This window comes from Sinomicrobium halophytocola (assembly GCF_052983395.1).
Genome location: NZ_JBRKIT010000028.1, coordinates 205,425 through 230,101, shown reverse-complemented (window position 1 = coordinate 230,101; position 24,677 = coordinate 205,425). Strand labels below are relative to the sequence as shown.

The window sequence follows — 24,677 nt, the reverse complement described above, 5'->3', positions numbered from 1 at the left end:
AATATTTTCAATATCTTGTAACATAAAAACAGATATATGGAAATCAGCCCTAAAAAGTTGAATACGTTCACCATGTTCAAACTACCTTCAGCCTGGTTTTGCGGTGTCCGCGTACGGCATATGAATGAAAAGAGCTGTGTGGTAACCGTGCGTCACCGCTGGATTAATCAAAACCCTTTTAATTCCATGTTCTGGGCCGTTCAGGGTATGGCGGCAGAATTGTCTACCGGGGCGATGGTGATGTCCAAAATACAGGCAACCGGGAAAAAAATATCCATGCTGGTGGCCAATAACAATGCCAATTTTTCCAAAAAGGCAAAAGGGAGGATTACCTTTACCTGCAATGACGGCCAGCTTATTGAAGAAGCCCTGCATAGAACCATTGAAACAGGAGAAGGGCAGACTTTCTGGATGCAATCTGTAGGTACCGATGAAAAAGGAGACGTGGTTTCCACATTTAATTTTGAATGGACGGTGAAGGTGAAGTAGTTCTGGAAGGACCGACCGGCAGGTTATGGAGTTTGGGCGGTGATGGATGCTGCCGGATTTGTGATTATATCTTTTCCGAAGGAAAATGTATCGAAGCAACCGGGGTTTCGATACAATCGCCTTTGGCGATCACTCAACCACCTCTGTGTAGTCCGGATACTATGAAAAGGACTTAAAAAAATATACAGAGAACGATACATAGCTAAAACAGAGGTTGCTGAGTGCCCCAGCGAAGCGAAGGGTGTATCGAAGCGACCGAATAGAATCAATCCCTGCTACTGTCAAAAGAACGTTTTCCGCCAAGTATTTCAAAGAAGAGTTTGAAATCGGATATCAGGCTCCAGAGGGGATATTTGAATGTTGCAGGCTTGTTTTTTTCGAAAAAAGCATGACCGATCCATGCAAATCCGTAGCCCACTACCGGAACAAAAAGCCATTGCCAGCTACCACCGGTCGCAATAAAAATAACAACCAGGGCAAAAACCAAGAAGGTACCGGTGAAATGGAGAATACGACTGGTTTTATTCCGGTGTTCCGTAAGGTAGAACCTGTAAAATTCCGGGAATGATTTTATCCTTTCTTCCATGACAGAAAAAGCTTGAAATAGCTTTAAAAGGTACGAAAAAAACGATAATATGTACACATTCAGTCTGTTATTTTTCTAGGGATACCCTTGGAAAGCCTTGCCAGAAGTTCGTAGTTGAGCTGGTCACTATATTCACTGAATGATGCTATGGACATATCGTCCTGGCCCTGGGGACCGATCATCATTACTTCATGTCCTTTTTTAAGGTTGGTAATTTCAGAGACGTCCACGATCATCATGTTCATGCCCACAGTACCAATTACCATACATCTTCGACCGTGTATCAGCACCCGTCCCTGGTTGCTGAGAGAACGGCTGTAGCCATGGGAATACCCCACGGGCACCACGGCGATCTTCATTTTCTGCCGGGCCATGAACGAGGTGCCATATCCTATAAAATCCCCGGTTTTAACCTTTTTAATGCTCATGACCTCACTTTTCCAGGAAATGACCCTGTGCAAGGGGTCGGTTTTGATCTTTCGCTTGTTCAGAAAACTGACAAAGGTCTCCGGGCTGGGCCATAATCCGTATTGCATAATACCTATTCGCACCATGTCCATACGGGTTTCCGGGTACACCATTGCGGCGGCAGAGCATGCTGTATGCCGCATTTCCGGGGTAAGTCCTTCCGTACCAAACAGGCTGTGTATTTTTTTATAAACTTTTATCTGTTCCGTAACCCGGTAATAATTGGTTACACTTTCCGCCCCGGCGTAATGTGTGCAAAGCCCTTTGAATTTAAGATGTTCTTCTTCTTTTTGCAACAACCGTATGAGCCCGGGTATTTCCCGTATACCGAACCCGGTACGGTTCATGCCGGTCTCCACTTCGATATGTATCCCCGCTTTTTTGTTTAATTTCTTTGCTGCCCTGATGGCTTTTTGCAGCCGGTCCTTTTCAAAGACAAAAAAGGAAATGTCATTGGCAACGGCCCAGGATATGGCATCGTCTTCCATAAATCCCATAATCATGACCTCCGTAGTTTTTTTCGTGACCTCTTTTACCTTTCTGGCTTCGTTGGAATCGAAAACGGAGAAGTGATCTATACCACAGCGGGATGCCATATGAACAAATTCCTTTATACCATGACCATAGGCATTACCTTTGACCACAGAAGAGATCTTAACATCCCGGCCGAAAGTTCTTTTCAGGAAATACAGGTTTTTTTTCAGAGCGGAAAGGCTAAGTTCTATAGTGGAATTGGTGTGCATGTTATCTGTGAGAAGTTACTTTTTGAATTATTTCATAAAACATTCGTACACCTACGGAAATTACCCCGTCCGGAAAATCGTAATCCGGATTGTGCAGGGCAGGGGTGTTTTCTCCTGCTCCCAGCCCGAACAGTGCTCCCGGATATTTCCTGGTAAACAATCCGAAGTCTTCACCCCAGCCAAAAGGCGTGTCTTTTTCATACAGGTCAAACCCCTGTTCTTTGGCTACTTCACGTATCCATTGCGTCGCTTTCGGATGATTTTCATTTGCGGAAAATTCCTGGGTCCAGGAAATATCTTCTTTCAGCCCGTATTGTTGTGCCGTGTCCCTTACGATCTTTTCGGCGGTTTTGGTCGTGTTTTCCATCCGGTTGTTGTCTTTACAGCGGATGGTAAAATGGACTTCGCCTTCTCCGGCGGAAATACCATAGGCTTTTTCTCCCATCCGGAAGTGTATGGGCGTTACCTGGCAGAAGTCGTCCGAAGCTATATCCGGCTGTACCAGGGCCCGGAATTTCCTGATGATATCGGCAATAGCATAGGCGGGATTAATACCTTTTTCCGGCTCGCCCGCATGTGCCGTCTTTCCTTCCAGCACAATGACGATACTATGGACCGCCGGGGTAAACACTCCTTCTTTAATAACGATCTGCCCCTCGGGAAACGAAGGAAGGTTGTGCAGGGCAAAGACGTAATCCGGATTAATATTTTCAAACCCTTTGTCGGCAAGAACGTTCTTTGCTCCGTTACCATCCTCTTCCGAAGGCTGGAACAGCAGGACGACCTTTCCCTTTTCCGGGCGATGGCGGTGCATGAGTGTGGCCAATCCGGCAACCACAGCCATATGGCCGTCGTGGCCGCATTTGTGGGAAACACCCGGACTTTCCGAACGATGAGAAAATGTATTGACTTCGGGGATAGGCAAAGCATCCAGTTCACAACGAATGAGTATCGTTTTTCCTTTTTTTGCTCCTTTGTAAATGGCGGCTATACCGGTCCCGCCCAATTTTTCTATAACCTGGTCCGGGACGTATTCACGGAGGAAGGACAGGATCGTTTTTGCCGTTTTATATTCTTTTCCGGATACTTCCGGATGGCGGTGAAGATATTTCCGGAGCCGGGTAAGTTTTTCCGTATCGGTTTGGATTTCGGTTATCATAAAGGATGTTTTTTCAGGAAGGACCTGGGGGCAATCGGATGCCGGTCCCACTAAAATAACAAATTAAGAGAGAACGGGGCAAGGATCGGGAAGAAAAGTCAGTTTCCCGTATTTTCGGGTATCAGCAGCCCGTATTTTCGTGTTTTTTCCGTATTTTATTGGCAAACAAATACTTTTGCTATGAAAATATCCCTGAAAAATCTCAAACAATTTATATTGCCCATCCTGATCTTTATCGCTTCTCTCACCATTTCCATACTAAAAACCACATTTTACGATATGGGAATGGAATTGGGAAGGATAATGGAAAAAGCGGGAGCTATTCTGCTCATTGCGAGTTTTGCCTGGGCGGCAATAGTGGCTACAGGTATCGCGAAAAAGATATTTCTGCGACATACGGACATAACCGTGGCAGACAATTTACATTCCCGCAAACTCTATACGCAATATACTATTATCGAAAGGATTATCGTGTTTATTGTCATTCTTGTAGCTATAGCCCTGGTACTTATGTCCTTTGAGAATATCCGAAGGATAGGTGTCAGTATTTTTGCATCTGCCGGGGTAGCGGGTATCATACTCGGCCTTGCGGCGCAGAAAGTTTTCGGTTCCATGCTTGCCGGTCTGCAAATAGCCTTTACCCAGCCTATACGGGTGGACGACGTGGTAATTGTAGAAGGCGAATGGGGGCGTATAGAAGAAATTACGCTTACTTATGTGGTCATAAAAATATGGGACCTGAGAAGACTGGTGGTGCCGTCTGTTTATTTTATTGAACACCCTTTTCAGAACTGGACACGCACAAGTGCAGAACTGCTGGGTACGGTCTTTATCTACACCGATTATTCCGTGGATTTTGACCGGATCCGGGAAGAGCTTACACGGCTCCTGGAAAGTTCGCAATTATGGGACGGTAAAGTAAATGTACTTCAGGTCACCGATGCTAAGGAAAACAGGGTAGAGGTACGTGCCCTGATGAGTACCCGGAATTCTTCGGATGGCTGGGATCTGCGGGTATACGTCCGCGAACACCTGTTGCTTTTTCTGCAAAGGGAATTTCCGGACAGTCTTCCCAAGACCAGGGTGTATGTGGAGAATGATAAACCGGAACGTCAGAATGCCGGTACGGGATTACCTTCCTGACCGGAGATCAAAAAAATTTTAGTATATGACAAAATTAGATTTTGGCACTATTTGTCGGAAAATCAGTTTTACCCTAGCCCTAAAGGGAACCCGATTTTCCTCGATTTCTCCCTTTAGGGCGGGGGTCAAATCCCGAAAGCTTTCGGGAGAGGAAAATCCTGCGGAATTGAATTTTGTCATATACTAAGCAAAAAAATACTTGTCAATTTTTCGGTTGCAGGCCGGTACCGTATTTCGTCCCTTTGCTTTAAAATGGAAATCATGAGCAAGTACGAAAAATTTTTACGGTTACATCATCAGTCCGTACCTTTACTTCTCGGGAATATCTGGGATGCAAAAAGCGCTGTTATAATGGAACAACAGGGATTCAAAGCCCTCGGGACATCGAGTGCTGCCATTTCTCATATGCTGGGATATGAAGACGGAGAAAACCTGTCTTTTGACGAATTGCTGTTTGTGGTAAAGCGGATCGCCGCAAAAACCAGCGTACCATTATCTGTCGATATTGAAGGAGGATACGGAAGGAAGATATCCGAAATCATCGGGAACCTGGACAAACTCCACGCATTGGGAGTTGTAGGGATAAATATAGAGGACTCCCGCGTGGAAAAGGAGAGAACATTGCTTCCTGCCGAAGATTTCAGCGATCAAATCCGGGAAATAAAAGCATACCTGGACCGGAAAGATATGAATATGTTTATCAATGCGAGAACAGATACTTTTCTCCTCGGAATTCCCTCCGCCCGGGAAGAAACGTTGAGAAGGATCAAACTATACGAAGATGCGGGAGCAGACGGGGTGTTTGTACCCTGTATTGTTAAGGAAGAAGATATACGGCGTGTTGTATCTGCTACCGCTCTCCCGGTGAATGTCATGTGTATGCCCGGCTTACCTCCTTTTGACCTGCTGGCCGGATTGGGGGTCAGGCGGATAAGCATGGGAAATTTTGTGCATTCCCTGTTAATGGATATATTTAAACATCAGGCAGACAAAATACGAACGGACGGTTCGTTTAAAAACATATTCGAAAATGCTGGTCACGGAGAATAATAAAATAGAACGGTTTTACAAAGCCCTTATAGAAAGGGATAGCAGTTATCTGGGAACCTTTTATGTGTGTGTAAAGACCACGAGGATATTTTGTATTGCTACCTGTCGTGCCAGGAAGCCCAAACAGGAAAACGTATTTTTCTGCACTTCTGCCAAAGATGCCCTGTTGCACGGTTATCGCCCGTGTAAAGTATGTTGTCCTACGGAGAATGTAGATGAACCTCCCGAAGATGTAAAAGAACTGATGCGGATGACCGCGGCAAATCCTGAAATGAAAATTTCGGATGGGGACATTCGTCAAATGGGATATACCCCGGAAAAAATACGCAGGTGGTTTAAGAAACACCACGGCCTTACCTTCCAGGCATACCAGAGGATGATCCGGGTAAACACGGCGTTTGTCGAATTAAAAAACGGTAACCGGGTAACGGATTCTGCTTTCGGTTCGGGCTATGAATCCTTAAGCGGCTTTGGTTCGGCATTTAAAAACATCTTCGGAGTTCCCCCGGAAGACGCTTCCGGAAGAAATGTTATTTATATGCACCGGTTTACCACACCGCTGGGACCTATGTTTGCCTGTGCTACGGATGAAGGTCTTTGTCTTCTTGAATTTACGGACCGCAGAATGCTGGAGTTTGAGTTCCGGGATCTGTCCAGCCGGCTGCGGGCAGTTATTATTTCCGGCAGTAATGTCCACCTGGAATCTACAGAGCAGCAGGTAAGTGAATATTTCAGGGGAGAGCGAAAAGAATTTGATATACCCCTGCTAACTCCCGGAACGGATTTTCAGCAAAAAGTATGGCAAAAGCTTATTGAAGTACCTTATGGAACTACCAGTACTTACGGGCGACAGGCTGTGGTTATAGGGCAGCCCACTGCTACCAGGGCGGTGGCAAGGGCAAACGGCTATAATCGCATATCCATTATTATCCCCTGTCACCGGATAATCGGGGCGGACGGACAGTTAACCGGTTACGGGGGAGGTATTCCCCGAAAACAATGGTTGCTGGAACATGAAAAACAAAGCAAATAAATGGCAGGAGCTGTAACAATTTTATTTTTCTTTATACTTATATTGTATTAACCTTAGAAATAAAACCAATGACAGCACACGAAATTGATTACCATATTTACGGCGAGGAAATGCAATATGTGGAAATAGAGCTGGACCCGCAGGAAGCCGTTGTTGCCGAGGCAGGCAGCTTTATGATGATGGATAACGGTATAAGTATGGATACCATCTTCGGAGATGGGTCTAACCAGGAAAAAGGAGTATTGGGAAAACTGTTCTCCGCCGGAAAGCGCTTATTGACCGGGGAGAGCCTTTTTATGACCGTTTTCCTGAATGCGGAAACCGGAAAGAAAAAGGTAAGTTTTGCTTCTCCCTATCCGGGAAAGATCGTTCCCATAGATCTTACCAATTACGGTGGTAAATTTGTATGCCAGAAGGATGCTTTTCTCTGTGCGGCAAAAGGAGTGAGTGTCGGGATTGAATTTTCAAAGCGCCTGGGGAGAGGTTTCTTTGGGGGCGAAGGTTTTATTATGCAGAAGCTCGAAGGAGACGGTATGGCCTTTGTTCATGCCGGAGGAACTATGGCTAGAAAGGAACTTGCCCCCGGTGAGGTTTTAAAAGTAGATACGGGTTGTATTGTAGGCTTTACCAAAGATGTGGATTATAATATCGAATTTGTAGGCGGAATAAAAAATACGGTTTTCGGGGGTGAAGGACTTTTCTTTGCTACGTTACGTGGTCCCGGAGTGGTCTATGTACAATCGCTTCCGTTTAGCAGGCTTGCCAGCAGGGTATGGGCAGCAGCGCCACAAGGAGGAGGAAAGGATAAAGGAGAAGGAAGTGTACTCGGTGGTCTCGGAGATATTATCAGTGGGGATAACCGGTTTTAAAAATGTGGTAATTGGTTAATGAGGTAATTTGATTGGTCTCAAAAATAATTCAAACTATATACTTTAATTTCTAAAAAGTATAGGTTAGGTTGTTATTTTGTTGATTTTAAGAGTGTTGCCTAAATAACTCAATAACCCATTAACCAATAACCAAAAGATAATTTTATCGTTCGTCAAAACCTATGGATGTCAAGGTGATAGTAGTTTAGTTACAGACCGGTCAATGATTTTCATTATCACATTAACTAATTATCAAATCGGCACATTAACCCGTTTATTTCGTCACCCTTACGGTGTCCGGTACCAGTCCGGTATAATCACCACCATTGCGGATAACATCCCGTACAATGGAGGAACTGATATACGATTTTCCGGAAGAAGTAAGCAAAAACACCGTCTCTATTTCTGATAATTTCCGGTTGGTATGCGCAATGGCTTTTTCAAATTCGAAATCTGCCGGATTGCGTAATCCTCTCAGGATAAACTGGGCGTTTATTTTTTTACAGAAATCCACGGTAAGCCCTTCATATGTCATTACCTTGATATTGGGAATATCCCGGAAAGCTTCGGCTATAAACTGTGTTCTCTCTTCAATGGAGAACATATACTTTTTTTCGGCATTGATGCCTATGGCAATAACAAGTTCATCAAACAAGGTGAGTCCCCTGGTTATTATATCGTAGTGTCCTAAGGTAATGGGGTCGAAAGACCCCGGAAAAATAGCTCGCTTCATGGTTTCCGGATCGGAGTTATTGTCTTTTTCTTATTCTAAATATAACTATTTTTTCAGAGTCTCTTCCACCGCATTGTTAAAAAGTTCTTCCAGGGAGATTCCCGCGACACCTGCCTGCTGTGGTAAAATGCTTTCCGCGGTAAGTCCGGGGATCGTATTTATTTCCAACAAGTGCGGAATATCGTTTACAATAATGTACTCGCTCCGGCTGAAGCCCTTTAATTTCAGGATCTCGTAAACCTTCTTCGCTATTTCCGACACTTTTGCGGCCATTTCATCGGATAATCGTGCCGGGGTTATTTCCTGGGACTGCCCGAGATATTTGGCATTGTAATCAAAAAAATCGTTTTCCGAAACGATTTCCGTAATAGGGAGCACTGTGGTTTTTCCCTGGTACCGAATAACCCCTACGGAGACTTCTGTCCCGTCGAGAAAAGATTCTATGATAATTTCGTCATCTTCCTTAAAGGAATATGCTATTGCATTGAGGAGGTCTTCTTCCTTATGTACTTTAGACACCCCGAAGCTGGACCCTGCCCTATTGGCCTTTACAAAACACGGGAGACCTATTTTGGTCACGATATCAGCGGTATTAACAGCATCTCCTTTATTGATATAGAAAGAAGTGGCACATGGAATACCATAAGCTTTCAGCACGGAGAGACAATCCCTTTTGTTAAAGGTAAGGGCAGCCTGGTAAAATCCGCAGGAAGTATGCCGAATGTTCAGGAGGTCCAGGTAAGCCTGAATGTAACCATCCTCCCCGGGTGAGCCGTGTATGGCGATGAAAACACCGTCAAAATTTATCTTTTCACCCTTCGGCGAAATGCTGAAATCGTGTTTGTTTACCGGGAATTCGGCTTCATTATCGTCTACATATACCCATTTATCTCGAAAAATGTGGATACGGAAAAGATTGTAAACTTCGCGGTTCAGGTGTTGGTATACTACGTTACCGCTTTTTAGGGAAATCAGGTACTCACTGGAATACCCTCCCATCAGGATAGCAATATTTTTTTTCATCGGCTACACGAAAGAGTTCCGTAAATTCGTTTAATCAAAAGTATCATTAATAAATCAAAAGATAAAAAAACTTTTCGGATTAAATTTTGGCGGAAAGTTGGAAGCATGAAGTTAAGAGTTAGAAGATTTTACCGCGCCTTTCACACAATACGTCCGTACTTCGGACTCTTGGATTCGGGCTCCTAACTTCAATCAGTTTTCATATCTTTGTCAACTAAATAAAGGACATGAGTATTTTTAAATTCCTGGGGAGCAAAACTTTTCTGACCCAGATTATAATAGGAGTGGTGGTATTGGTAGCATTGGTTCTCCTTGCATTGCAATGGCTGAAGATCACTACCAATCACGGTGAGTTTGTCACTGTGCCCGATCTTTCCAAGAAAACCCTGAATGAGGTCAAGGAGACCCTGGAGAATGCGGACCTCCGTTTTGAAGTGCTGGATTCGGCCAATTTTAATCCCGGGTATCCCAGGTATTCCGTTATAGAGCAGGAACCCATAGGTGGGAGTACCGTAAAACAGAACAGAAAGATATACCTTACCATAAACCCTTCGGGATACCGGGATGTAAGTGTACCCAATATCATACAGGTTACCCGGCGGAATGCGGAATCTATGCTCCGTGCCGTAGGACTGGAAGTCGGAAGGGTGGAGTATATAGACGAGATAGGTAAAGATATGGTTTACTATATACAATACCAGGGGAAAAAGATCGCCCCCGGAGACCAGTTTCCCAAAACAACTAAAATAGACCTCGTATGCGGGAACGGGGGAGAAGAAGAGCGGAAAAAAGAAGAAGCGGCAAAAGCGGCTGAAGAAACGGAGGAAACAAATAACGAAGGCGATGACGGAGCATAACGATATTGAAGAGCAGGATGACGAATTATACGAACACTACAATTTTAAGGCAGGAAAAGGACAGGAACCGCTTCGGGTAGACAAATTTTTGATGAACTTTATAGAAAATGCAACCCGGAATAAAATCCAACAGGCGGCCAAGAACGGTAATATATGGGTTAACGGAACAGCTGTTAAATCTAATTATCGCGTCAAGGCCGAAGATGAGGTAAAAGTACTGTTCGAACACCCGCCGTACGAGTACCTGCTTACCCCCGAAAATATTCCGTTAGATATCGTTTATGAAGATGATGAGCTGCTGGTGGTCAATAAACCGGCAGGTATGGTCGTACATCCTGGTCATGGTAACTATAGCGGAACGCTTATCAATGCCCTTGTCTATCATTTTGAGCACCTTCCGAAAAACAGTAACGAACGTCCCGGACTGGTTCACCGCATAGATAAAGATACCAGCGGACTCCTCGTTATTGCCAAAACGGAACAGGCCATGACACACCTGGCAAGACAGTTTTTCGATAAAACCAGTGAAAGAGAATATGTAGCCCTGGTGTGGGGTAATATAGAGGAAGACGAAGGCACGGTGGAAGGACATATAGGCAGGCACCCTAAAAACCGTTTGCAAATGGCGGTTTTCGAAGACGGTGCACACGGTAAAGAAGCCGTGACCCACTACAAAGTAATAGAACGGTTCGGTTATGTTACCCTGGTGTCCTGTAAACTGGAAACCGGGCGTACACACCAGATACGGGTGCATATGAAGCACATAGGACATACGCTCTTTAATGACGAACGTTACGGAGGAGAAAAAATACTCAAAGGGACCACCTTTACAAAATACAAACAGTTTGTAGATAATTGTTTTAAAACATTACCACGCCAGGCCTTACATGCCAAAACCCTGGGCTTTGAACATCCGGTCACCGGCAAGTTTATGAGTTTCAATTCTCCCCTTCCGGAAGATATGATGACGTGCATTGAGAAATGGCAGAATTATGCCCGGCATATGGAATTGTGATTTTTACAATTTTAGTATCAGAATTTGTTAGCGTTTTCCTATTTTTACATGAACCCTAAACAATTAACCACCCCATGAAAAAAACACTTTTTTCTCTGGCAGCGCTTATGCTTGTTTTTAATTCCTGTAAAAAGAAAGAACCCGTAGACATTGTAGTTACCAATGCCAATGTATATACGGTAAACAATGCTTTTGACATAGCCGGATCTTTTGCTATAAAAGACGGAAAATTTGTCGCTGTAGGCAGTGTAAAGGAAATAGGAGATAAGTATTCCGCAAGGGAGATCATAGATGCAAACGGAAAAACCGTGATTCCTGGGCTTATAGACGCCCATTGCCATTTTTACGGACTCGGACTTAATCAACAGAATGCGGACCTCAGAGGAACGGCAAGTTTTGATGAAGTAGTACAAAGGATCGTTTCTTTTCAGCATGAAAAACAACCGGAGGTAATTTTCGGACGGGGGTGGGACCAGAACAACTGGAAAATTAAGGAGTTTCCGGAAAAAGACATACTGGATTCCCTGTTCCCGGATATTCCCGTAGTACTGGAGCGTATTGACGGGCATGCCTATATTGTAAACGACAAAGTATTGCAAATGGCCGGTGTAGACGGGCAAACGGTTTCGGATAACGGAGAGATAGTAATGAAAGACGGGGAACCTACGGGGGTCTTGATTGACGGCCCTATGGCCCTTGTAGATGCCGTGCTCCCCCCGCCGAACAAGGAAACGCAGATACGGGCATTGCTGGATGCGCAGGAAATATGTTTCAGATTCGGATTGACCACGGTAAATGACGCCGGACTCACCCGGCAAACCATAGAGCTCATAGATAGCTTACAACGTATGAATGCCATGGATATGCGTGTGTATGCCATGGTGAGTAACAATAAAAATGATGTCGTTTACTTTTTGTCCAGGGGAGTTAAAAAAACCGATAAACTGCATGTAGGTTCTGTAAAGGTATATGCAGACGGTGCTTTAGGATCGAGAGGGGCAGCCCTTAAGGAACCCTATACGGACAAACCGGGACATTACGGGGCTATAGTAACTCCTGTCGCCGATATCGAAGCACTTGCTATAAAAATAGCCTCTTCGGATTTTCAGATGAATACCCATGCTATAGGAGATTCTGCCAATGTTGCCGTATTGCGTGCATATTCCAAGGCATTGAAAGGGAAAGAGAACAGGCGATGGAAAATAGAACACGCGCAGGTGATAAGCCCGGAAGATTTTGATTATTTTAAACAGGGTATCATACCTTCCGTACAACCCACACATGCCACCAGTGATATGTACTGGGCTCAGGACAGATTGGGTAAAGAACGTGTAAAGGGAGCATATGCTTATAAAACACTTCTGGACAAAGCCGGTATTATAGCACTTGGAACCGACTTTCCGGTAGAACAGGTCAATCCGTTTTACACTTTCTATGCGGCGGTGGGACGAAAGGATCTCGAAGAATATCCTGACGGAGGGTTTCAGATCGAAAATGCACTGAGCAGGAAAGAGGCCCTGAAAGGTATGACCATATGGGCGGCGTATTCCAATTTTGAAGAAGAGGAGAAGGGAAGTATAGAAATCGGTAAACTGGCCGATTTTATCATTCTGGACAAGGATATTATGCAGGTACCCCTGGAAGAAATCCCCGCAACAAAGGTGGAAGGAACTTTCATAGGAGGGAAGAAGGTGTACTAAACCATTCCTGACTTTTTTCGTGCATATCAAAAATCCGCTTATATTTGTAAGAAGCTGTATGTGATTTATGTACGACCTTCCGGATATAAGAAAACATTTCCAACCCCTTCAGCCTGCTGTGGGAGGTAAGGATTCGGGCGTTACTTATACTGAACTTTTCCCGCATTTACACCTGGGGAGTTATATTTACTGCTACTGGGAACTGAAAACTACCCGAAAACCGAAAGCCCCTTTCGCATATAAAGTGGTAGCCGATGCCTGTACAGATATATTTTTTGAGGTGGAAAATCCGGAAGAAATGTTCGTTATGGGCTTTTCCACCGATTATACCGAATTTCCACTTGACGTTAAATTTCGTTATATCGGCATCCGTTTTCTGCCCGCCGCATTTCCGTTATTATTTCGTATAGGTGGTGGTGAGCTCGCCGGACGGGTAGAAGCATTACGGTATCTTTTACCTCACCTGTTTAACGGATTGATACCCCGTATTTCCGATAATATGACTTTTTTCGAATATGCGGAAGTATTCGATTGTTATTTCAGGGAAGTAGTGGGGGTGGCAAACCTGAATATAGACCACCGTTTTTTCAATGCCCTGGATATTATAATTAAAAAGCAGGGTATACTACAGGTACAGGAAGAACTGGATACGGGGATCAGCCCGAGACAATTGCGTCGCCTGTTCGATTTTTATATTGGAAGTACACCCAAAACATTCAGTAAGGTGGTGCGTTTCCAGAATATTCTGCAAGCTAAACCTTCCATACAAAGTCTGCGTGGGAACAAGTTGTTTTTTGATGCCGGATACTATGACCAGTCCCATTTTATCAAGGAATTCAAAAGTATGTATGGGATGACGCCTTCCCTGGCCCGGAAGTTCCGGCCATAAAAAAATCCGGAAAATTTCCTTTGCTGGAAAATTCCCGGATTTTCCGGGTATAATTAAAAAAAGCTCTATCTATCTTTCGCTGATCGGAACCTTGACTCTTGTGGTATCCCATCCCAAATACATATCGGCGCCGTTATCTCCGGGTTCGAAAGTAATGGAAAAAGCTTCCAGCGATTTACTGTCCCTATCCACAGGAACCGTAGTCCTGGCTATATCGTTGGATTCTTTATAATCAAAAGCTCCCCATACATCCGTATCCTTGTTCAGGATAACCACCCATTCTTTTACTCCCGGAATGGAGAACAGGGTATATGTGCCGGCTTCAACCTCTTTATCTCCGAACATAACGTCTTTGAAAAAAGTGATCTCCGTAGCTTCATTAGCTCCTGTACGCCATACCTTGTCAAAAGGTACGAGGGTCCCGAAAACCGGTCTGTCTTTTTTCAAGGGCCTTCCGTAAACGACTTTTGCGATAGGCGGGGCTTTTCGGTCTGTGCGGTAATACGCTATATCACATGGACTTTTGTCCAGTCCGCTGAATTTTTGTGCATTGGCTTCCGGAGCAAAAATCAGTGCCACCACCAGTATCAATAAGCTGATATATTTCTTCATAACAGGAAAAATGGATTTTTAAGTTGTTATGCTCTAAATTAGCAAATCTTTTTGAATCTCGCCCCGATGATCCGGAAACTTTGGGATATTTTTATAAGTTGTAGGAAATAACCTGTTACGATGATAAAGCCTGGTCCAGGTCCGCAATAATATCCGCCACGTTTTCCAGTCCTACCGAAACCCTTACCAGTCCGTCCGTTATACTCACCTGCAAACGATCTTCTTCACTGAGTTTACTGTGTGTGGTAGATGCCGGATGTGTTACTATGGTCCGGGTATCTCCCAGGTTAGCGGACAGTGAGCACATTTTTATGGAATTCAGGAATTTCCTGCCTGCTTCCACACCGCCTTTAACCTCAAAAGCGACAATACTTCCGCCGGCTTTCATTTGTTTTTTGGCCACTTCATATTGCGGATGGGATTTGAGGAAAGGGTATTTTACCCAGTTTACCCGAGGGTGATCTTCCAGGAATTCCGCCACTTTAAGTGCGTTTTCACAGTGCCTGTCCACACGTACCGCCAGGGTTTCCAGGCTTTTGGACAGTATCCACGCGTTAAAAGGGGACAGGGATGGCCCGGTGTTACGGGAAAAGAGGTAGATCTCCCGGATAAGATCTTTTTTCCCCACCGTAACACCTCCCAGTACACGGCCTTGTCCGTCTATAAGTTTGGTAGCGGAATGGATCACCAGGTCGGCACCGAATTCTATGGGATTCTGGAGATAAGGTGTAGCGAAACAGTTATCGATAACCAGGATAAGGTTGTGTTTTTTTGCTATTTCACCCAGTAGTTCCAGGTCCAGGATATCTACTGCCGGATTCGTCGGGGTTTCCGCGAAAAGTATTTTGGTGTTCTGTTGTATGAGCGATTCTATCTTTTCAGTTTCGTCTACCCTGAAATAGGAAGTATTGATGTTCCACTTCGGTAAAAATTTGGTGAACAGGGTATGGGTAGAGCCGAATACCGACCGTGCAGCGACAATATGGTCACCGCTGTTCAGCAGGGCGGCAAAGGTAGAGAAGACGGCAGCCATCCCGGTAGCGAAGGCATAACCGCTTTCCGCTCCTTCCATTTTACATATTTTATCTACGAATTCGGATGTATTGGGGTTGGTAAACCTGCTGTAAATATTTCTTTCTTTTTCCTCTGCGAAAGAAGCTCTCATGTCTTCCGCGTCTTCGAAGACAAAACTGGAAGTAAGATATAAGGGACTGGTGTGTTCCAAAAACTCCGTTTTTTCTATTCGCGTGCGAACGGCGTCGGTTTCAAAATGGGATTTACTCATTATCTTATGTTTTATTTTTATCTGTTAGGGATGTCTTTTTTATAAAATATTTTCAGCAATACGGTCTATTTGTTCTGTAATTACGGCTACATCTTCTTTAGTAGTCATCCAGTTTACAAAAGCTGCCCGGATACCTTTTTTCCCTTGGTATACCGTTGGGGTCATAAAGACTTTCCCGGTGCGGTTGAGGGCAGTTAGGAAAGGATGGACTTTCTCCTGGTTTTCTTCCCTACTCAGTGTAAAGCATACGGTGTTAAGCCGTATTGGGGCCAGCAGTTCAAATTTAGGGTTTTGTGTTATAAAATCTCCTAAAATCCTTGTCATTTCCACGGAATTCTCTACAATGTACCTGTAGCCTTTTTTACCGTAAGCCATCAATGTAAACCAAACGGGAAGGGCCTTGAGCCTCCTGGAATTCTCCGGCAGAAAGTTGAGGTAGCTGAAATTTTCCATGGGGTCGCCCAGGTAAGGGGCATCGGAATTCTGAAAGGTCTCTGCCTGTAACAGGTTATGCTCCTTACGTACCAGGAAAAAGGCATTTTCGTAAGGTACATTCAGCCATTTATGGCAATCTACGGTAATACTGTCTGCTGCTTCCCAGTCTTTGAGCAGGTGTTTGTACGTCGGGGAACAGGCGGCAAAACCACCGAAAGCGGCATCAATATGCCACCAGAAAGTATACTTTTTCCGCAGTTTCCCGATCGCTTCGAAATCATCAAAATCTACGGTATTTACCGTTCCTGCACTAGATATCAGTATAAATGGATCACCTTGCAGAGCCCGGATCTTGTTTTCCAGGTCATCCGGGTCTATGGCTTCCCGGTTTCCCTCCAGGGTATTTACTTTCAGAATATTCCTGCTTCCCAGTCCCAGCATGGCCAGTGATTTTACGGAAGACGAATGCGGAGTAGCCGTTAGTATATGCACTTTGTTCCGGACACCGTCTTTGGCATAGTCTTTCCCCAGTTGTTTGCCATACCACTGTCTTGCCACGGCCAGGCAGGTGAAATTGGACATGGTAGCGCCGGTAACAAAACCACCGAAAAAGTCGGAGGGAAGACTAAAGAGGTCCAGTGTTAATTGTATGGTTTCTTCTTCAATGACAGCCGAAATATCGCCTTCTCCTTTGGTTACCTGGGTATTCTGGTCATACACCGTAGCCAGCCAGTCACCTGCTATGGATGCCGGGGTGGAACCCCCGGTAACAAAACCCAGGTACCTGGGGCCGGAAGAGGCGACAATGAGAGGTTCGAGCCTGGTGTTAAATTGTTCCAGAGCCTTTGCCGAGCCAAGTCCTTCTTCGCTCAATTGTGGTAGTTTACCAACCTCAAAAGTTGTGGATACCGGCCTGTGCCGCAGATTGTCCAGGTAATCCGTAGCCTGTGCTTTTACTTTGTCAAGTATGGCATCCAGCCCGGTGAGGTCCTTATGTAAATACTGGTACATGAAATCGTTGCTTTTTTGTCTATATCCTTATCCTGTATTATTCTCCACGGTCCGCAAGCCGGAGTATATCTCCGAAGACTCCCCTGGCCGTTACATTGGCCCCTGCACCTGCTCCCTGAATGACCAGTGGTCTTGTGCCGTAGGACTCGGTGTATATTTCAAATATGGAATCTGAACCTTTTACCTGGCCGAGAGCGCTTTGTTCGGGTACGGAAACGAGTTTTACTTCCAGGATACCCTTGTCCTGCTGCAAGTCGCCGGAAAGCTCCCCGATATAGCGGAGTACGTGACCGGGTTCCTGTTTTGCCTTTATCTCCGTGTAAGTATTGTCCAGTTCTCCCAGGCTGGAGAGAAAATCCGTTGCTTTTCCTTCGCGAAGGCCCGAAGTTTCGGGGATCAGGTTCTGTATCCTGATGTCTTCAAATTCGTTGTGCAGGTCCAGTTCCCTGGCCAGGATAAGGAGTTTCCTTCCCACATCGTTACCCGAAAGGTCTTCCCTGGGGTCCGGTTCGGTAAATCCTTTGTCTATGGCTTCCTGCAATACCTCGCTGAAAGGCCTGTCTTCCACTGAAAAGCTATTGAAAAGGTAACTCAATGATCCTGAGAATACGCCTTTGATCCCGGTGATATTCTCCCCGGAAAGGTGGAGTAGTTTTATGGTATCTATAAGTGGCAATCCGGCGCCTACATTAGTTTCGTAAAGGTATTGTTTCTGGTTTTTGTCCAGGGTTTCCCTTAATTCTTTATAGAAACTGTAGCTGAGTGTGTTAGCGATCTTGTTGGACGAAACTATATCAAACCCGTTATTGATGAGTTCTATATAATTTTCCACAAAATCCACACTGGCTGTGTTATCTATGGCAATGAGGTTTTCCAGGTGATGTGTTTTGGCGTATTTAATAACGGCATCAGCACCAGAGGATTGGTCACTGTTGCCAATAACTTCTTTCCAGTTGTCTCTTATGCCGTTTTTGTCCAGGAGCACCTTTTTGGAGTTGGACACGGCAAAAATATTCAGACGTATATTCTTGCGCTTTTCGATACTGTCGGCTGACGAAAGTATTTGTTCGATAAGTGTTCCTCCTACCAGTCCGTGACCGAAAATGGCGATATTGATCTTTTTGGAGATACCGAATATTTCCCCGTGTATGACATTCAGGGCCTTATGCAGACCGGATTTTTTTACGACCAGGCTGACGTTCTTCCCGGTTACGGTGTTGTTAAACAGCAGGGGGACAACCTGGTTTCTTATCAAGGCATTGTATGGCTTGTGAAACGTGCTGAGGTCCTGCCCGACAATGGAAATAACCGATACATCATCTACCGCGGATATCTTGTTGACGTCTTTGGAGTAGAAGTCTTTTTCAAATTCTTTTTCCAGTTCCACGATAGCCTTGGTAGCGTTTTCCGCATCTACTACGAGCCCGATCCCCCTTTCAGAAGATCCCTGTGAAATAATGCTCACACTGATATTGCTGTCACCAAGCGCCCGGAAGATGCGCGCATCTACTCCTGCTTTTCCGAGAAGCCCTCGTCCTTCCAGGTTAAGCAAGGCCACATTTTCCAGTACGGATAACGATTTAATACCTTCTTTATTGGGTTCGGAAGTAATGAGCGTACCTTTGTTATCGTTGTTAAAGGTATTGAGTATCCGCAGCGGGATGTTCTTTTCAATAAGCGGGATAATGGTTTTGGCGTGGAGGATGGTGGCGCCGAAATTGGCCATTTCATTCGCTTCGTTATAGGACAGTTGTTCTATACGCTGTGCATCGGGTACCAGTTCCGGATTGGCGGTGAATATACCGTCTACATGTGTATAGCTTTGCAGTTCTTCCGCGTCCAGGAAGTTAGCTATAAGGGAAGCTGTATAGTTGCTGCCGTTCCTGCCCAAGGTCGTGGTCTCATTTCTGGCGTTGGAGCCGATAAACCCGGTGACGATGTTTACCGTATCGTGATTGTGTTCTTCGAAATGCGCGAGGACATTCTCCTTGGAAAGTTTTTCCAGGGGCTGGGCATTTCCGAATTTCTCATCCGTTTTGATGAGTTTTCGGGTATCGGTAAACAGGGCGTTAATGCCTTTGTGTTTTAGTACTTCCGTAATGAGCTTAGCTGAAATAACTTCTCCTTTGGAGAGTATCTGATCTTTTATTTTGGAGCTGTAATCTCCCAGCAGGCCTACGCCTTCAAACAATTTTTCAAGCTTGGTGAATTCCTCGGAAAAATCCACATAGTCAAAATCAGCTTGTTGATAGGCTTTGAAGGTTTCTAATTGTGGAATGTAATCCTCTCCTTTTCCAGCTTTTTCTAGTATTTCTTCCAGTTCATTAGTGGCATTACCCCGTGCGGAGACTACCACGGTTATCCTTTCTCCCTGTTCTATTTTGTCTTCGATAATGCGCAGCGCATTAGTAATGCCTTCTCCGTTAGCCAGCGATTTACCGCCAAACTTCAATACTTTCATCCTGTTGTTTTTTCCTTTTTGAAATATTCCTCCTATGAGTTTTTCCAGTTGTTCGAATTCTATTAAAAAAGCGTCATGCCCGTGCACGGAATGTATCTCGCCGTAGGTAACCCTGTCGTGGGCCTGTGCCAGTTGTTTGTGCGTCTCCCGGTTTTCTTCGGCTGTGAAGAAGAGATCGGAATCCACTCCTATGATGTGAATGTTGGCATTTATAGATTCCAGCACATTGAAATGCTCTTTGTGCCCCCTGGTCACATCTATGGTTTTTAACAGTTGGTTCATCAGCCTGTATGCGGCAACCTGAAAGCGTTCCTGTAATTTATTGCCGTGATGCAATAGCCAGCTTTCTACATTAAAAACCTTAAGTTCCTGGTTAGTGGTCCGGTTGAAACGGGTCTTGAAAGACTCCGGTGTACGGTAACATAACATGGCATGCATACGTGCATCGTGTACGGGTTGACGGGAATTTACCAGGAATTGCTCCTGTACCTGGCAGTTGGCAATAAGCCAGTCCGTTGATTTCCAGTCTGAAGCAATAGGAATGAGATGTTCGGTAATATCAGGATTCAATACAGCCATTTCCCAGGCAATACCACCTCCCATAGACCCCCCTATCAGGGCAAAAAGTTTTTCGATACCCAGTTTTTCCAGACTTGTAAGGAATATCCTCGCTATGTCACGGGCTACGAAATCCTTGTAATTGTCTATGACAAATCCGTCATAACCATTACCGGGGACATTGAAGGCAAGAATGGTATAAATGGAAGTATCTATGCCTTTGCCTTCGCCAATAAGGTCTCTCCACCAACCTGTCTCCCCGGCAACATCAGAATTTCCGGTAAGCGCATGGTTGACCAGTATTACCGGGGCTTCTCCCAGTGTTCTTCCGAAAACCTGGTAAGACAGCGGGATACGTGGCATTTTCACACCGATCCCGGTGATAAAACCTGTAATTTCAAGCTTATTTAAATTGCTTTTCAATGTAACCGTTTTTTTATTTGTATGCTATATGTTACCAGAAAAGCTATTACGGAAAGTAATTACCCTGTAAATCGTGTTTAATGTAAAACACGGGGTTATCTTTCCCCATTCGGGGTAGAACGTAGCACCTTCTCCATGAGGGAGGGTTGCTAAGGCTTCAACGGGTCTATTCCCTCAGCCTTTCTTGATAACATATGAATTATTTTTCTGAACTTTTATTTCTACGCGCCATTACGGAGCATTGAAACGAAGGGCAAAGTAATGGAATAATAATGAAACAGGCAATACTTTTATATCAATTTTTATATTTCGGAACAAAAGAAACCAGATTAAATGGTACCGAGTATTTTATCCATGATCCATGCCGTATGTACTGCCGTCGGCCCTGTAGAAGGGTGTACGGCTTGTCCTTCCAGGTGTTTCTTTATATTTTTTACGTGATATAACTGTATGTTTTCCGGGTGGTTGATAAAAAGTTCCTGCGTGCCTTTATCGTTACTCAGGACAACAGGAGCCTCATCAAAGACCGAAAATGTTACTTTCCCTTTACTGCCAAGTATTTCCACCTTGTCCTCACGGGTATGACAGCCGAAATTCCAGCTTCCGGAGCCGGTAATGCCGTTTTTGTGCAGCCAGCATGCTGTCATGGCATCCTTTGCAGCGTAAAGTCCCTGTTGGTTAAGACTTATACCGTGTACGTCTTTGATATCGCCGAGGATAAAGGTAAACAGGTCCAGGCCGTGGCTCGCCAGGTCGTCGAAATAACCTCCGGGAGCTATTTGTACATCGGTACGCCAGTTGTACGCGCCGGAAAGATCCTGCTCGTTCGGTGGTTTGCTGAGGTGCCAGTTTATATGTCTTATATCGCCTGCCTCACCATTATCCAGCCATGTTTTTATTTGGAGGAAACGGGGCAGAGAGCGCCGGTAATAGGCTACAAACAAAGGTATCCCTGCTTTTTCAAAGGCTTCCTGAATGGCCAGACAGTCCTGGTAGGAAGGGGCAAGGGGCTTTTCTATGCAACAGGGTTTGCCTGCCGCGGCTACCCGGAGCCCGTAGTATTTATGTGTATCGGGGGGCGTAGCGATGTAAATGGCATCAATTTCATTATCATTGATAAGTTCGTCCGCATCTGTGTAATATTTTTTCACATGATGGCGTTGAGCATAATCACGGACCTTGTCCGCATTGCGCCGCATTACGGCGGCCAGTTCGAACCCTTCGGTCTTGCTATAAGCAGGCCCGCTCTTTTTTTCGGTGACATTGCCGCATCCAATGATGCCCCAGCGAAGGAATTTATGCATTATTTCTTTTTATTTTCTATAAATTTTAGTCACTGATTCACGGATAGCAGGATTAGTTCTCTAACGGTATCCTTAAGCCTTATCCTTTTTGTCCTGTCTCTTTCTTATTTTCCTTTTCTTCAGCCGGCCCTCTCATGTGTATGATCAGTCCGTTGAGGAAATTTCGCAGAAACTGATCGCCACACTCCATGTATTTGGGATGGTCTTCTCTGCGGAAAAGAGCCCCCAGTTCGGATTTGGATACGTTGAAACCAACCAGTTTCATGATTTCCACGATGTCATCATTGGTTAACTTCAGCGCTACCCGCAATTTCTTTAAAATGTCGTTATTGGTCATGAGTTGTTGTTAAATATTTAAAAAGTATTATTTTCCTGTCGCAGTCTCTATGGTGAACAATTCGGAAAACGCTATCGAGGCCGTTTTGCGATCAAAGAATGCCGAAGCAATACCCAGGCTTCCGGCTTCCACCTGTTCCCTGATAAAAGGGTTTTCACGCATTATTTTTTCTTTGGAAAATTCGAGATTAAACCGGGTAATGGCATCCGCTATATCTTCAGGGTCCTTGTTTTTTAGATCTTCTTCACTGAATTTTTTTGAGATCAACGCATCCTCGATCAATGGTTTTAAATAAGATTCCGTTCCGGCCAGATGGGCTTCAATAGCTTCTTTTACAAAGGAGTTTCCGGAATTACCCATCAGGAGGATGAGTTTTGCACCCTGGTTACGGCAAGCTATTTCTATACTGCGGATAATGGGAGCACTTACCGCGTTTCCGGCGGATCTGATAGGCACCAGGTCGCCAATACCGGTATTGAGGAGCATGTTTAAAGGTTCTCTGAGGTCAATACAGTTTACGACTACGGCAAGCGGACAAGTACTGAGGAAGTCGGTAAGTTCTTTGTTTCTCAGCCGGCGGGAGATAAGGTTACCTTTAACGTAACTCTTGTTACCTTCTTTTAAATAATTCAGAATTTCCCCCGGGGATGACTTCAATATGGCTTTTTCGAGGTTTTTGCCCTCGAAATCGATTTCTTCACCTTTATCATAACTTTCCTTCAGGCCAATTATATTTACATCGATCTGGTGTTCCCTGGCAAAAGTACTTTCGAAATCCCGGAGAATTTCTACTACATCCTGGTCTATATAGCTGGAAAAAGTAGCGTCAATGATCACCTTACTGTTGTCGGGAACACTCCAAAGCGCATTTTTAATAGAAGCCCGGTTAAGGAAGGAAACCTCGTTGGAAAGTTCGAGTTTAATGGCTTCACCCTGCATGAACCTGGTGTTTTCGATAAAGAACGGATTGTAATAATTGTTCCGTAAAAGAAAAAAAACACTTAGTGCCGAACCGATCAATACACCTATAAGTACATCTGTTAGCAGAATGGCAATAACGGTGGTAACAAACGGCAGGAACTGGCTCCAGCCCTTGGCATACATTTTCCGTAACAAGGAGACAGATGCCAGTTTATATCCCACTACCAATAATATGGCAGAGAGTGAAGCCAGGGGAATGAGATTGATAACGGAACTTATAAAAAGTACGCTCAACAGCAAGAGGAGAGCGTGGAGTATGGTAACGAGTTTGGTCTGTCCCCCGGCTTCTATATTTACCGTACTACGCACGATTACCGAGGTAATGGCAATTCCGCCGATCAGGCCGGATAGGGTGTTGCCAATGCCCTGGGCTATAAGTTCCCGGTTCGGAGGTGTTTTTCGTTTGTGCGGATCTATATTATCTGTGGCTTCGATGTTCAGCAAAGTAGACAGGGAAGCTATAATGGCAACGGTTATTGCCGTAGTCCAAATCTTCATATTGCCTATGGCACTGAAATCCGGGGTTGTAATGAGGGAGGAAAGATCGTCTACCCTGGGAATACTTACAAGATGAACACTGTCGAGATACAAGCCCGGAAAAAGATATTTAAAAATAAAGTTCAGGACAACACCGAGAATAACCACGATCAGGGCCGGGGGGATCAGTTTGAAATTCTTTAAGGGTGTCTTTGCCCAGAAAAGCAATATAAAAAGAGAGATCAGGGTGAGAATAATGGACCCGGGGGTGAAGGACTTGAAAAAAAGTGTAATGATTTTCCATGCGTTGTCCAGGTAATCTTCTGAAAAACTTGAAAAACGGTCATGGTCGAGCTCCATGCCCACGGCGTATTTGAGTTGCGAAAGGATAAGAATGATACCTATGGCAGCCAGCAGTCCTTTAATAATGCTGGTGGGGATATAATCGGCGATAAGACCGGCTTTCAGGATGCCGAAAAGTAATTGAAACAGTCCTGCAATGACCAGTGCGGTCAGAAAAATATTAAATCCGCCTAGGTCCTGGATAGCAAGGAATACCACAGCCGAAACACTGGCAGCCGGTCCGCTGACACTGGTCCCGGATTTACTCACCGTCCCGATAACAAGTCCGCCTATGACCCCGGAGATCAATCCCGAAATGAGAGGCGCTCCACTGGCCAGGGCTATCCCCAGGCATAAGGGAAGCGCCACGAGAAACAAGACAATACCGGCAGGAATATCCTTGTTCAGGCTGGAAAATAACGGGTTATGGGATTCTTCCCGCCCGGGCCTGTTGACAAATTCTTTTAAATTAGGTAGTTTTCTCAAGTCAATTTCTTTTCAGCTACAAAGGGAAAAATTTTTCGTTAATATATCGTTTTTTTCGCGAATAATACATGCTATCTGCAAAGGAACTATACCTTTATTTTTAATTTTTACCGGGTTTGACTGCAGTTGAATATCGGTGAAAGTACGAAAATAAAACCCGGTAAATTTCAATTTACTATAAATGAGTTGTTTAGGTTGTGTGTTGTTT

Annotated in this window: 21 protein-coding genes and 1 riboswitch; of the genes, 9 read left to right on the top strand and 12 right to left on the bottom strand. The window is 44.7% G+C overall.

The window, feature by feature from the left end; all coding sequences use genetic code 11:
* The first annotated feature begins 36 nt into the window (after window positions 1–36).
* Window positions 37–489 carry a DUF4442 domain-containing protein gene (locus ACVBDY_RS11940; RefSeq protein WP_447175713.1) on the top strand — a complete coding sequence of 151 codons (453 nt, stop codon included), beginning with the start codon at window positions 37–39 and terminating at the stop codon, window positions 487–489.
* A gap of 265 nt (window positions 490–754) precedes the next feature.
* Here the strand turns inward: ACVBDY_RS11940 and ACVBDY_RS11935 are convergent, their stop codons facing one another.
* The 3 genes from ACVBDY_RS11935 to ACVBDY_RS11925 are packed head-to-tail and all read right to left on the bottom strand — an operon-like array spanning window position 755 to window position 3,445.
* Window positions 755–1,075, bottom strand: a complete 321-nt coding sequence (locus ACVBDY_RS11935) for an Mpo1-like protein (protein ID WP_447175712.1) — start codon at window positions 1,073–1,075, stop codon at window positions 755–757.
* A 59-nt stretch (window positions 1,076–1,134) separates the two neighbouring features.
* Window positions 1,135–2,286, bottom strand: a complete 1,152-nt coding sequence (alr, locus tag ACVBDY_RS11930; protein ID WP_447175711.1) for an alanine racemase — start codon at window positions 2,284–2,286, stop codon at window positions 1,135–1,137.
* Between the two features lies 1 nt (window position 2,287).
* On the bottom strand, window positions 2,288–3,445 hold the full coding sequence (locus ACVBDY_RS11925) for an amidohydrolase (protein WP_447175710.1): 1,158 nt from the start codon (window positions 3,443–3,445) through the stop codon (window positions 2,288–2,290).
* Window positions 3,446–3,625: 180 nt separating this feature from the next.
* Here ACVBDY_RS11925 and ACVBDY_RS11920 point away from each other — a divergent pair, with 180 nt between their 5' ends.
* From ACVBDY_RS11920 to ACVBDY_RS11905, 4 genes are all read left to right on the top strand, one after another.
* Window positions 3,626–4,588, top strand: coding sequence for a mechanosensitive ion channel family protein (locus tag ACVBDY_RS11920; RefSeq protein ID WP_447175709.1), 963 nt, complete (start codon window positions 3,626–3,628; stop codon window positions 4,586–4,588).
* A 261-nt stretch (window positions 4,589–4,849) separates the two neighbouring features.
* Window positions 4,850–5,638: an isocitrate lyase/PEP mutase family protein gene (locus ACVBDY_RS11915; RefSeq protein ID WP_447175708.1), complete on the top strand. Its 789-nt coding sequence runs from the start codon at window positions 4,850–4,852 to the stop codon at window positions 5,636–5,638.
* Window positions 5,619–6,671 (top strand): bifunctional transcriptional activator/DNA repair enzyme AdaA, encoded by a 1,053-nt coding sequence (locus tag ACVBDY_RS11910; protein WP_447175707.1) that lies wholly within the window; start codon window positions 5,619–5,621, stop codon window positions 6,669–6,671. The genes ACVBDY_RS11915 and ACVBDY_RS11910 overlap by 20 nt, the downstream gene beginning before the upstream one ends.
* Window positions 6,672–6,739: 68 nt before the next feature.
* Window positions 6,740–7,540, top strand: a complete 801-nt coding sequence (locus ACVBDY_RS11905) for a TIGR00266 family protein (RefSeq protein WP_447175706.1) — start codon at window positions 6,740–6,742, stop codon at window positions 7,538–7,540.
* 274 nt (window positions 7,541–7,814) lie between these two features.
* Here the strand turns inward: ACVBDY_RS11905 and coaD are convergent, their stop codons facing one another.
* On the bottom strand, window positions 7,815–8,273 hold the full coding sequence (gene coaD / locus ACVBDY_RS11900) for a pantetheine-phosphate adenylyltransferase (protein ID WP_447175705.1): 459 nt from the start codon (window positions 8,271–8,273) through the stop codon (window positions 7,815–7,817).
* Window positions 8,274–8,318: 45 nt separating this feature from the next.
* Window positions 8,319–9,296, bottom strand: coding sequence for a D-alanine--D-alanine ligase (locus ACVBDY_RS11895; RefSeq protein WP_447175704.1), 978 nt, complete (start codon window positions 9,294–9,296; stop codon window positions 8,319–8,321).
* A gap of 227 nt (window positions 9,297–9,523) precedes the next feature.
* Here ACVBDY_RS11895 and ACVBDY_RS11890 point away from each other — a divergent pair, with 227 nt between their 5' ends.
* From ACVBDY_RS11890 to ACVBDY_RS11875, 4 genes are all read left to right on the top strand, one after another.
* Window positions 9,524–10,153 carry a PASTA domain-containing protein gene (locus ACVBDY_RS11890; protein ID WP_447175703.1) on the top strand — a complete coding sequence of 210 codons (630 nt, stop codon included), beginning with the start codon at window positions 9,524–9,526 and terminating at the stop codon, window positions 10,151–10,153.
* On the top strand, window positions 10,140–11,168 hold the full coding sequence (locus ACVBDY_RS11885; RefSeq protein ID WP_447175702.1) for an RluA family pseudouridine synthase: 1,029 nt from the start codon (window positions 10,140–10,142) through the stop codon (window positions 11,166–11,168). The genes ACVBDY_RS11890 and ACVBDY_RS11885 overlap by 14 nt, the downstream gene beginning before the upstream one ends.
* A gap of 74 nt (window positions 11,169–11,242) precedes the next feature.
* On the top strand, window positions 11,243–12,868 hold the full coding sequence (locus ACVBDY_RS11880) for an amidohydrolase (protein WP_447175701.1): 1,626 nt from the start codon (window positions 11,243–11,245) through the stop codon (window positions 12,866–12,868).
* Window positions 12,869–12,935: 67 nt separating this feature from the next.
* Complete coding sequence (locus tag ACVBDY_RS11875) at window positions 12,936–13,757, top strand: AraC family transcriptional regulator (protein WP_447175700.1); 822 nt, start codon at window positions 12,936–12,938, stop codon at window positions 13,755–13,757.
* A gap of 69 nt (window positions 13,758–13,826) precedes the next feature.
* Here the strand turns inward: ACVBDY_RS11875 and ACVBDY_RS11870 are convergent, their stop codons facing one another.
* From ACVBDY_RS11870 to ACVBDY_RS11840, 7 genes are all read right to left on the bottom strand, one after another.
* Entirely contained in the window at window positions 13,827–14,369 is a 543-nt protein-coding gene (locus ACVBDY_RS11870; RefSeq protein ID WP_447175699.1) for a DUF2911 domain-containing protein, read from the bottom strand.
* Window positions 14,370–14,484: 115 nt separating this feature from the next.
* The gene (locus ACVBDY_RS11865) at window positions 14,485–15,654 is read right to left on the bottom strand and encodes a trans-sulfuration enzyme family protein (protein ID WP_447175698.1); all 1,170 of its coding nucleotides are present in this window, start codon (window positions 15,652–15,654) and stop codon (window positions 14,485–14,487) included.
* Window positions 15,655–15,693: 39 nt separating this feature from the next.
* Complete coding sequence (locus ACVBDY_RS11860) at window positions 15,694–17,100, bottom strand: pyridoxal phosphate-dependent decarboxylase family protein (protein WP_447175697.1); 1,407 nt, start codon at window positions 17,098–17,100, stop codon at window positions 15,694–15,696.
* A 37-nt stretch (window positions 17,101–17,137) separates the two neighbouring features.
* Window positions 17,138–20,542 carry a bifunctional aspartate kinase/homoserine dehydrogenase I gene (gene thrA / locus ACVBDY_RS11855; RefSeq protein WP_447175696.1) on the bottom strand — a complete coding sequence of 1,135 codons (3,405 nt, stop codon included), beginning with the start codon at window positions 20,540–20,542 and terminating at the stop codon, window positions 17,138–17,140.
* Between the two features lie 92 nt (window positions 20,543–20,634).
* Window positions 20,635–20,736, bottom strand: a riboswitch (SAM riboswitch).
* A gap of 135 nt (window positions 20,737–20,871) precedes the next feature.
* Window positions 20,872–21,846, bottom strand: coding sequence for a Gfo/Idh/MocA family protein (locus ACVBDY_RS11850; RefSeq protein ID WP_447175695.1), 975 nt, complete (start codon window positions 21,844–21,846; stop codon window positions 20,872–20,874).
* Between the two features lie 79 nt (window positions 21,847–21,925).
* The gene (locus tag ACVBDY_RS11845; protein WP_447175694.1) at window positions 21,926–22,183 is read right to left on the bottom strand and encodes a DUF1456 family protein; all 258 of its coding nucleotides are present in this window, start codon (window positions 22,181–22,183) and stop codon (window positions 21,926–21,928) included.
* Between the two features lie 27 nt (window positions 22,184–22,210).
* Entirely contained in the window at window positions 22,211–24,469 is a 2,259-nt protein-coding gene (locus ACVBDY_RS11840) for a bifunctional SulP family inorganic anion transporter/carbonic anhydrase (RefSeq protein ID WP_447175693.1), read from the bottom strand.
* Window positions 24,470–24,677 lie beyond the last annotated feature (208 nt).

Coding starts and splice junctions, on each gene's coding strand:
- ACVBDY_RS11940 (WP_447175713.1), top strand. CDS start 37: ATGGAAATCAGCCCTAAAAAGTTGAATACGTTCACCATGTTCAAACTA.
- ACVBDY_RS11935 (WP_447175712.1), bottom strand. CDS start 1,075: ATGGAAGAAAGGATAAAATCATTCCCGGAATTTTACAGGTTCTACCTT.
- alr (WP_447175711.1), bottom strand. CDS start 2,286: ATGCACACCAATTCCACTATAGAACTTAGCCTTTCCGCTCTGAAAAAA.
- ACVBDY_RS11925 (WP_447175710.1), bottom strand. CDS start 3,445: ATGATAACCGAAATCCAAACCGATACGGAAAAACTTACCCGGCTCCGG.
- ACVBDY_RS11920 (WP_447175709.1), top strand. CDS start 3,626: ATGAAAATATCCCTGAAAAATCTCAAACAATTTATATTGCCCATCCTG.
- ACVBDY_RS11915 (WP_447175708.1), top strand. CDS start 4,850: ATGAGCAAGTACGAAAAATTTTTACGGTTACATCATCAGTCCGTACCT.
- ACVBDY_RS11910 (WP_447175707.1), top strand. CDS start 5,619: ATGCTGGTCACGGAGAATAATAAAATAGAACGGTTTTACAAAGCCCTT.
- ACVBDY_RS11905 (WP_447175706.1), top strand. CDS start 6,740: ATGACAGCACACGAAATTGATTACCATATTTACGGCGAGGAAATGCAA.
- coaD (WP_447175705.1), bottom strand. CDS start 8,273: ATGAAGCGAGCTATTTTTCCGGGGTCTTTCGACCCCATTACCTTAGGA.
- ACVBDY_RS11895 (WP_447175704.1), bottom strand. CDS start 9,296: ATGAAAAAAAATATTGCTATCCTGATGGGAGGGTATTCCAGTGAGTAC.
- ACVBDY_RS11890 (WP_447175703.1), top strand. CDS start 9,524: ATGAGTATTTTTAAATTCCTGGGGAGCAAAACTTTTCTGACCCAGATT.
- ACVBDY_RS11885 (WP_447175702.1), top strand. CDS start 10,140: ATGACGGAGCATAACGATATTGAAGAGCAGGATGACGAATTATACGAA.
- ACVBDY_RS11880 (WP_447175701.1), top strand. CDS start 11,243: ATGAAAAAAACACTTTTTTCTCTGGCAGCGCTTATGCTTGTTTTTAAT.
- ACVBDY_RS11875 (WP_447175700.1), top strand. CDS start 12,936: ATGTACGACCTTCCGGATATAAGAAAACATTTCCAACCCCTTCAGCCT.
- ACVBDY_RS11870 (WP_447175699.1), bottom strand. CDS start 14,369: ATGAAGAAATATATCAGCTTATTGATACTGGTGGTGGCACTGATTTTT.
- ACVBDY_RS11865 (WP_447175698.1), bottom strand. CDS start 15,654: ATGAGTAAATCCCATTTTGAAACCGACGCCGTTCGCACGCGAATAGAA.
- ACVBDY_RS11860 (WP_447175697.1), bottom strand. CDS start 17,100: ATGTACCAGTATTTACATAAGGACCTCACCGGGCTGGATGCCATACTT.
- ACVBDY_RS11850 (WP_447175695.1), bottom strand. CDS start 21,846: ATGCATAAATTCCTTCGCTGGGGCATCATTGGATGCGGCAATGTCACC.
- ACVBDY_RS11845 (WP_447175694.1), bottom strand. CDS start 22,183: ATGACCAATAACGACATTTTAAAGAAATTGCGGGTAGCGCTGAAGTTA.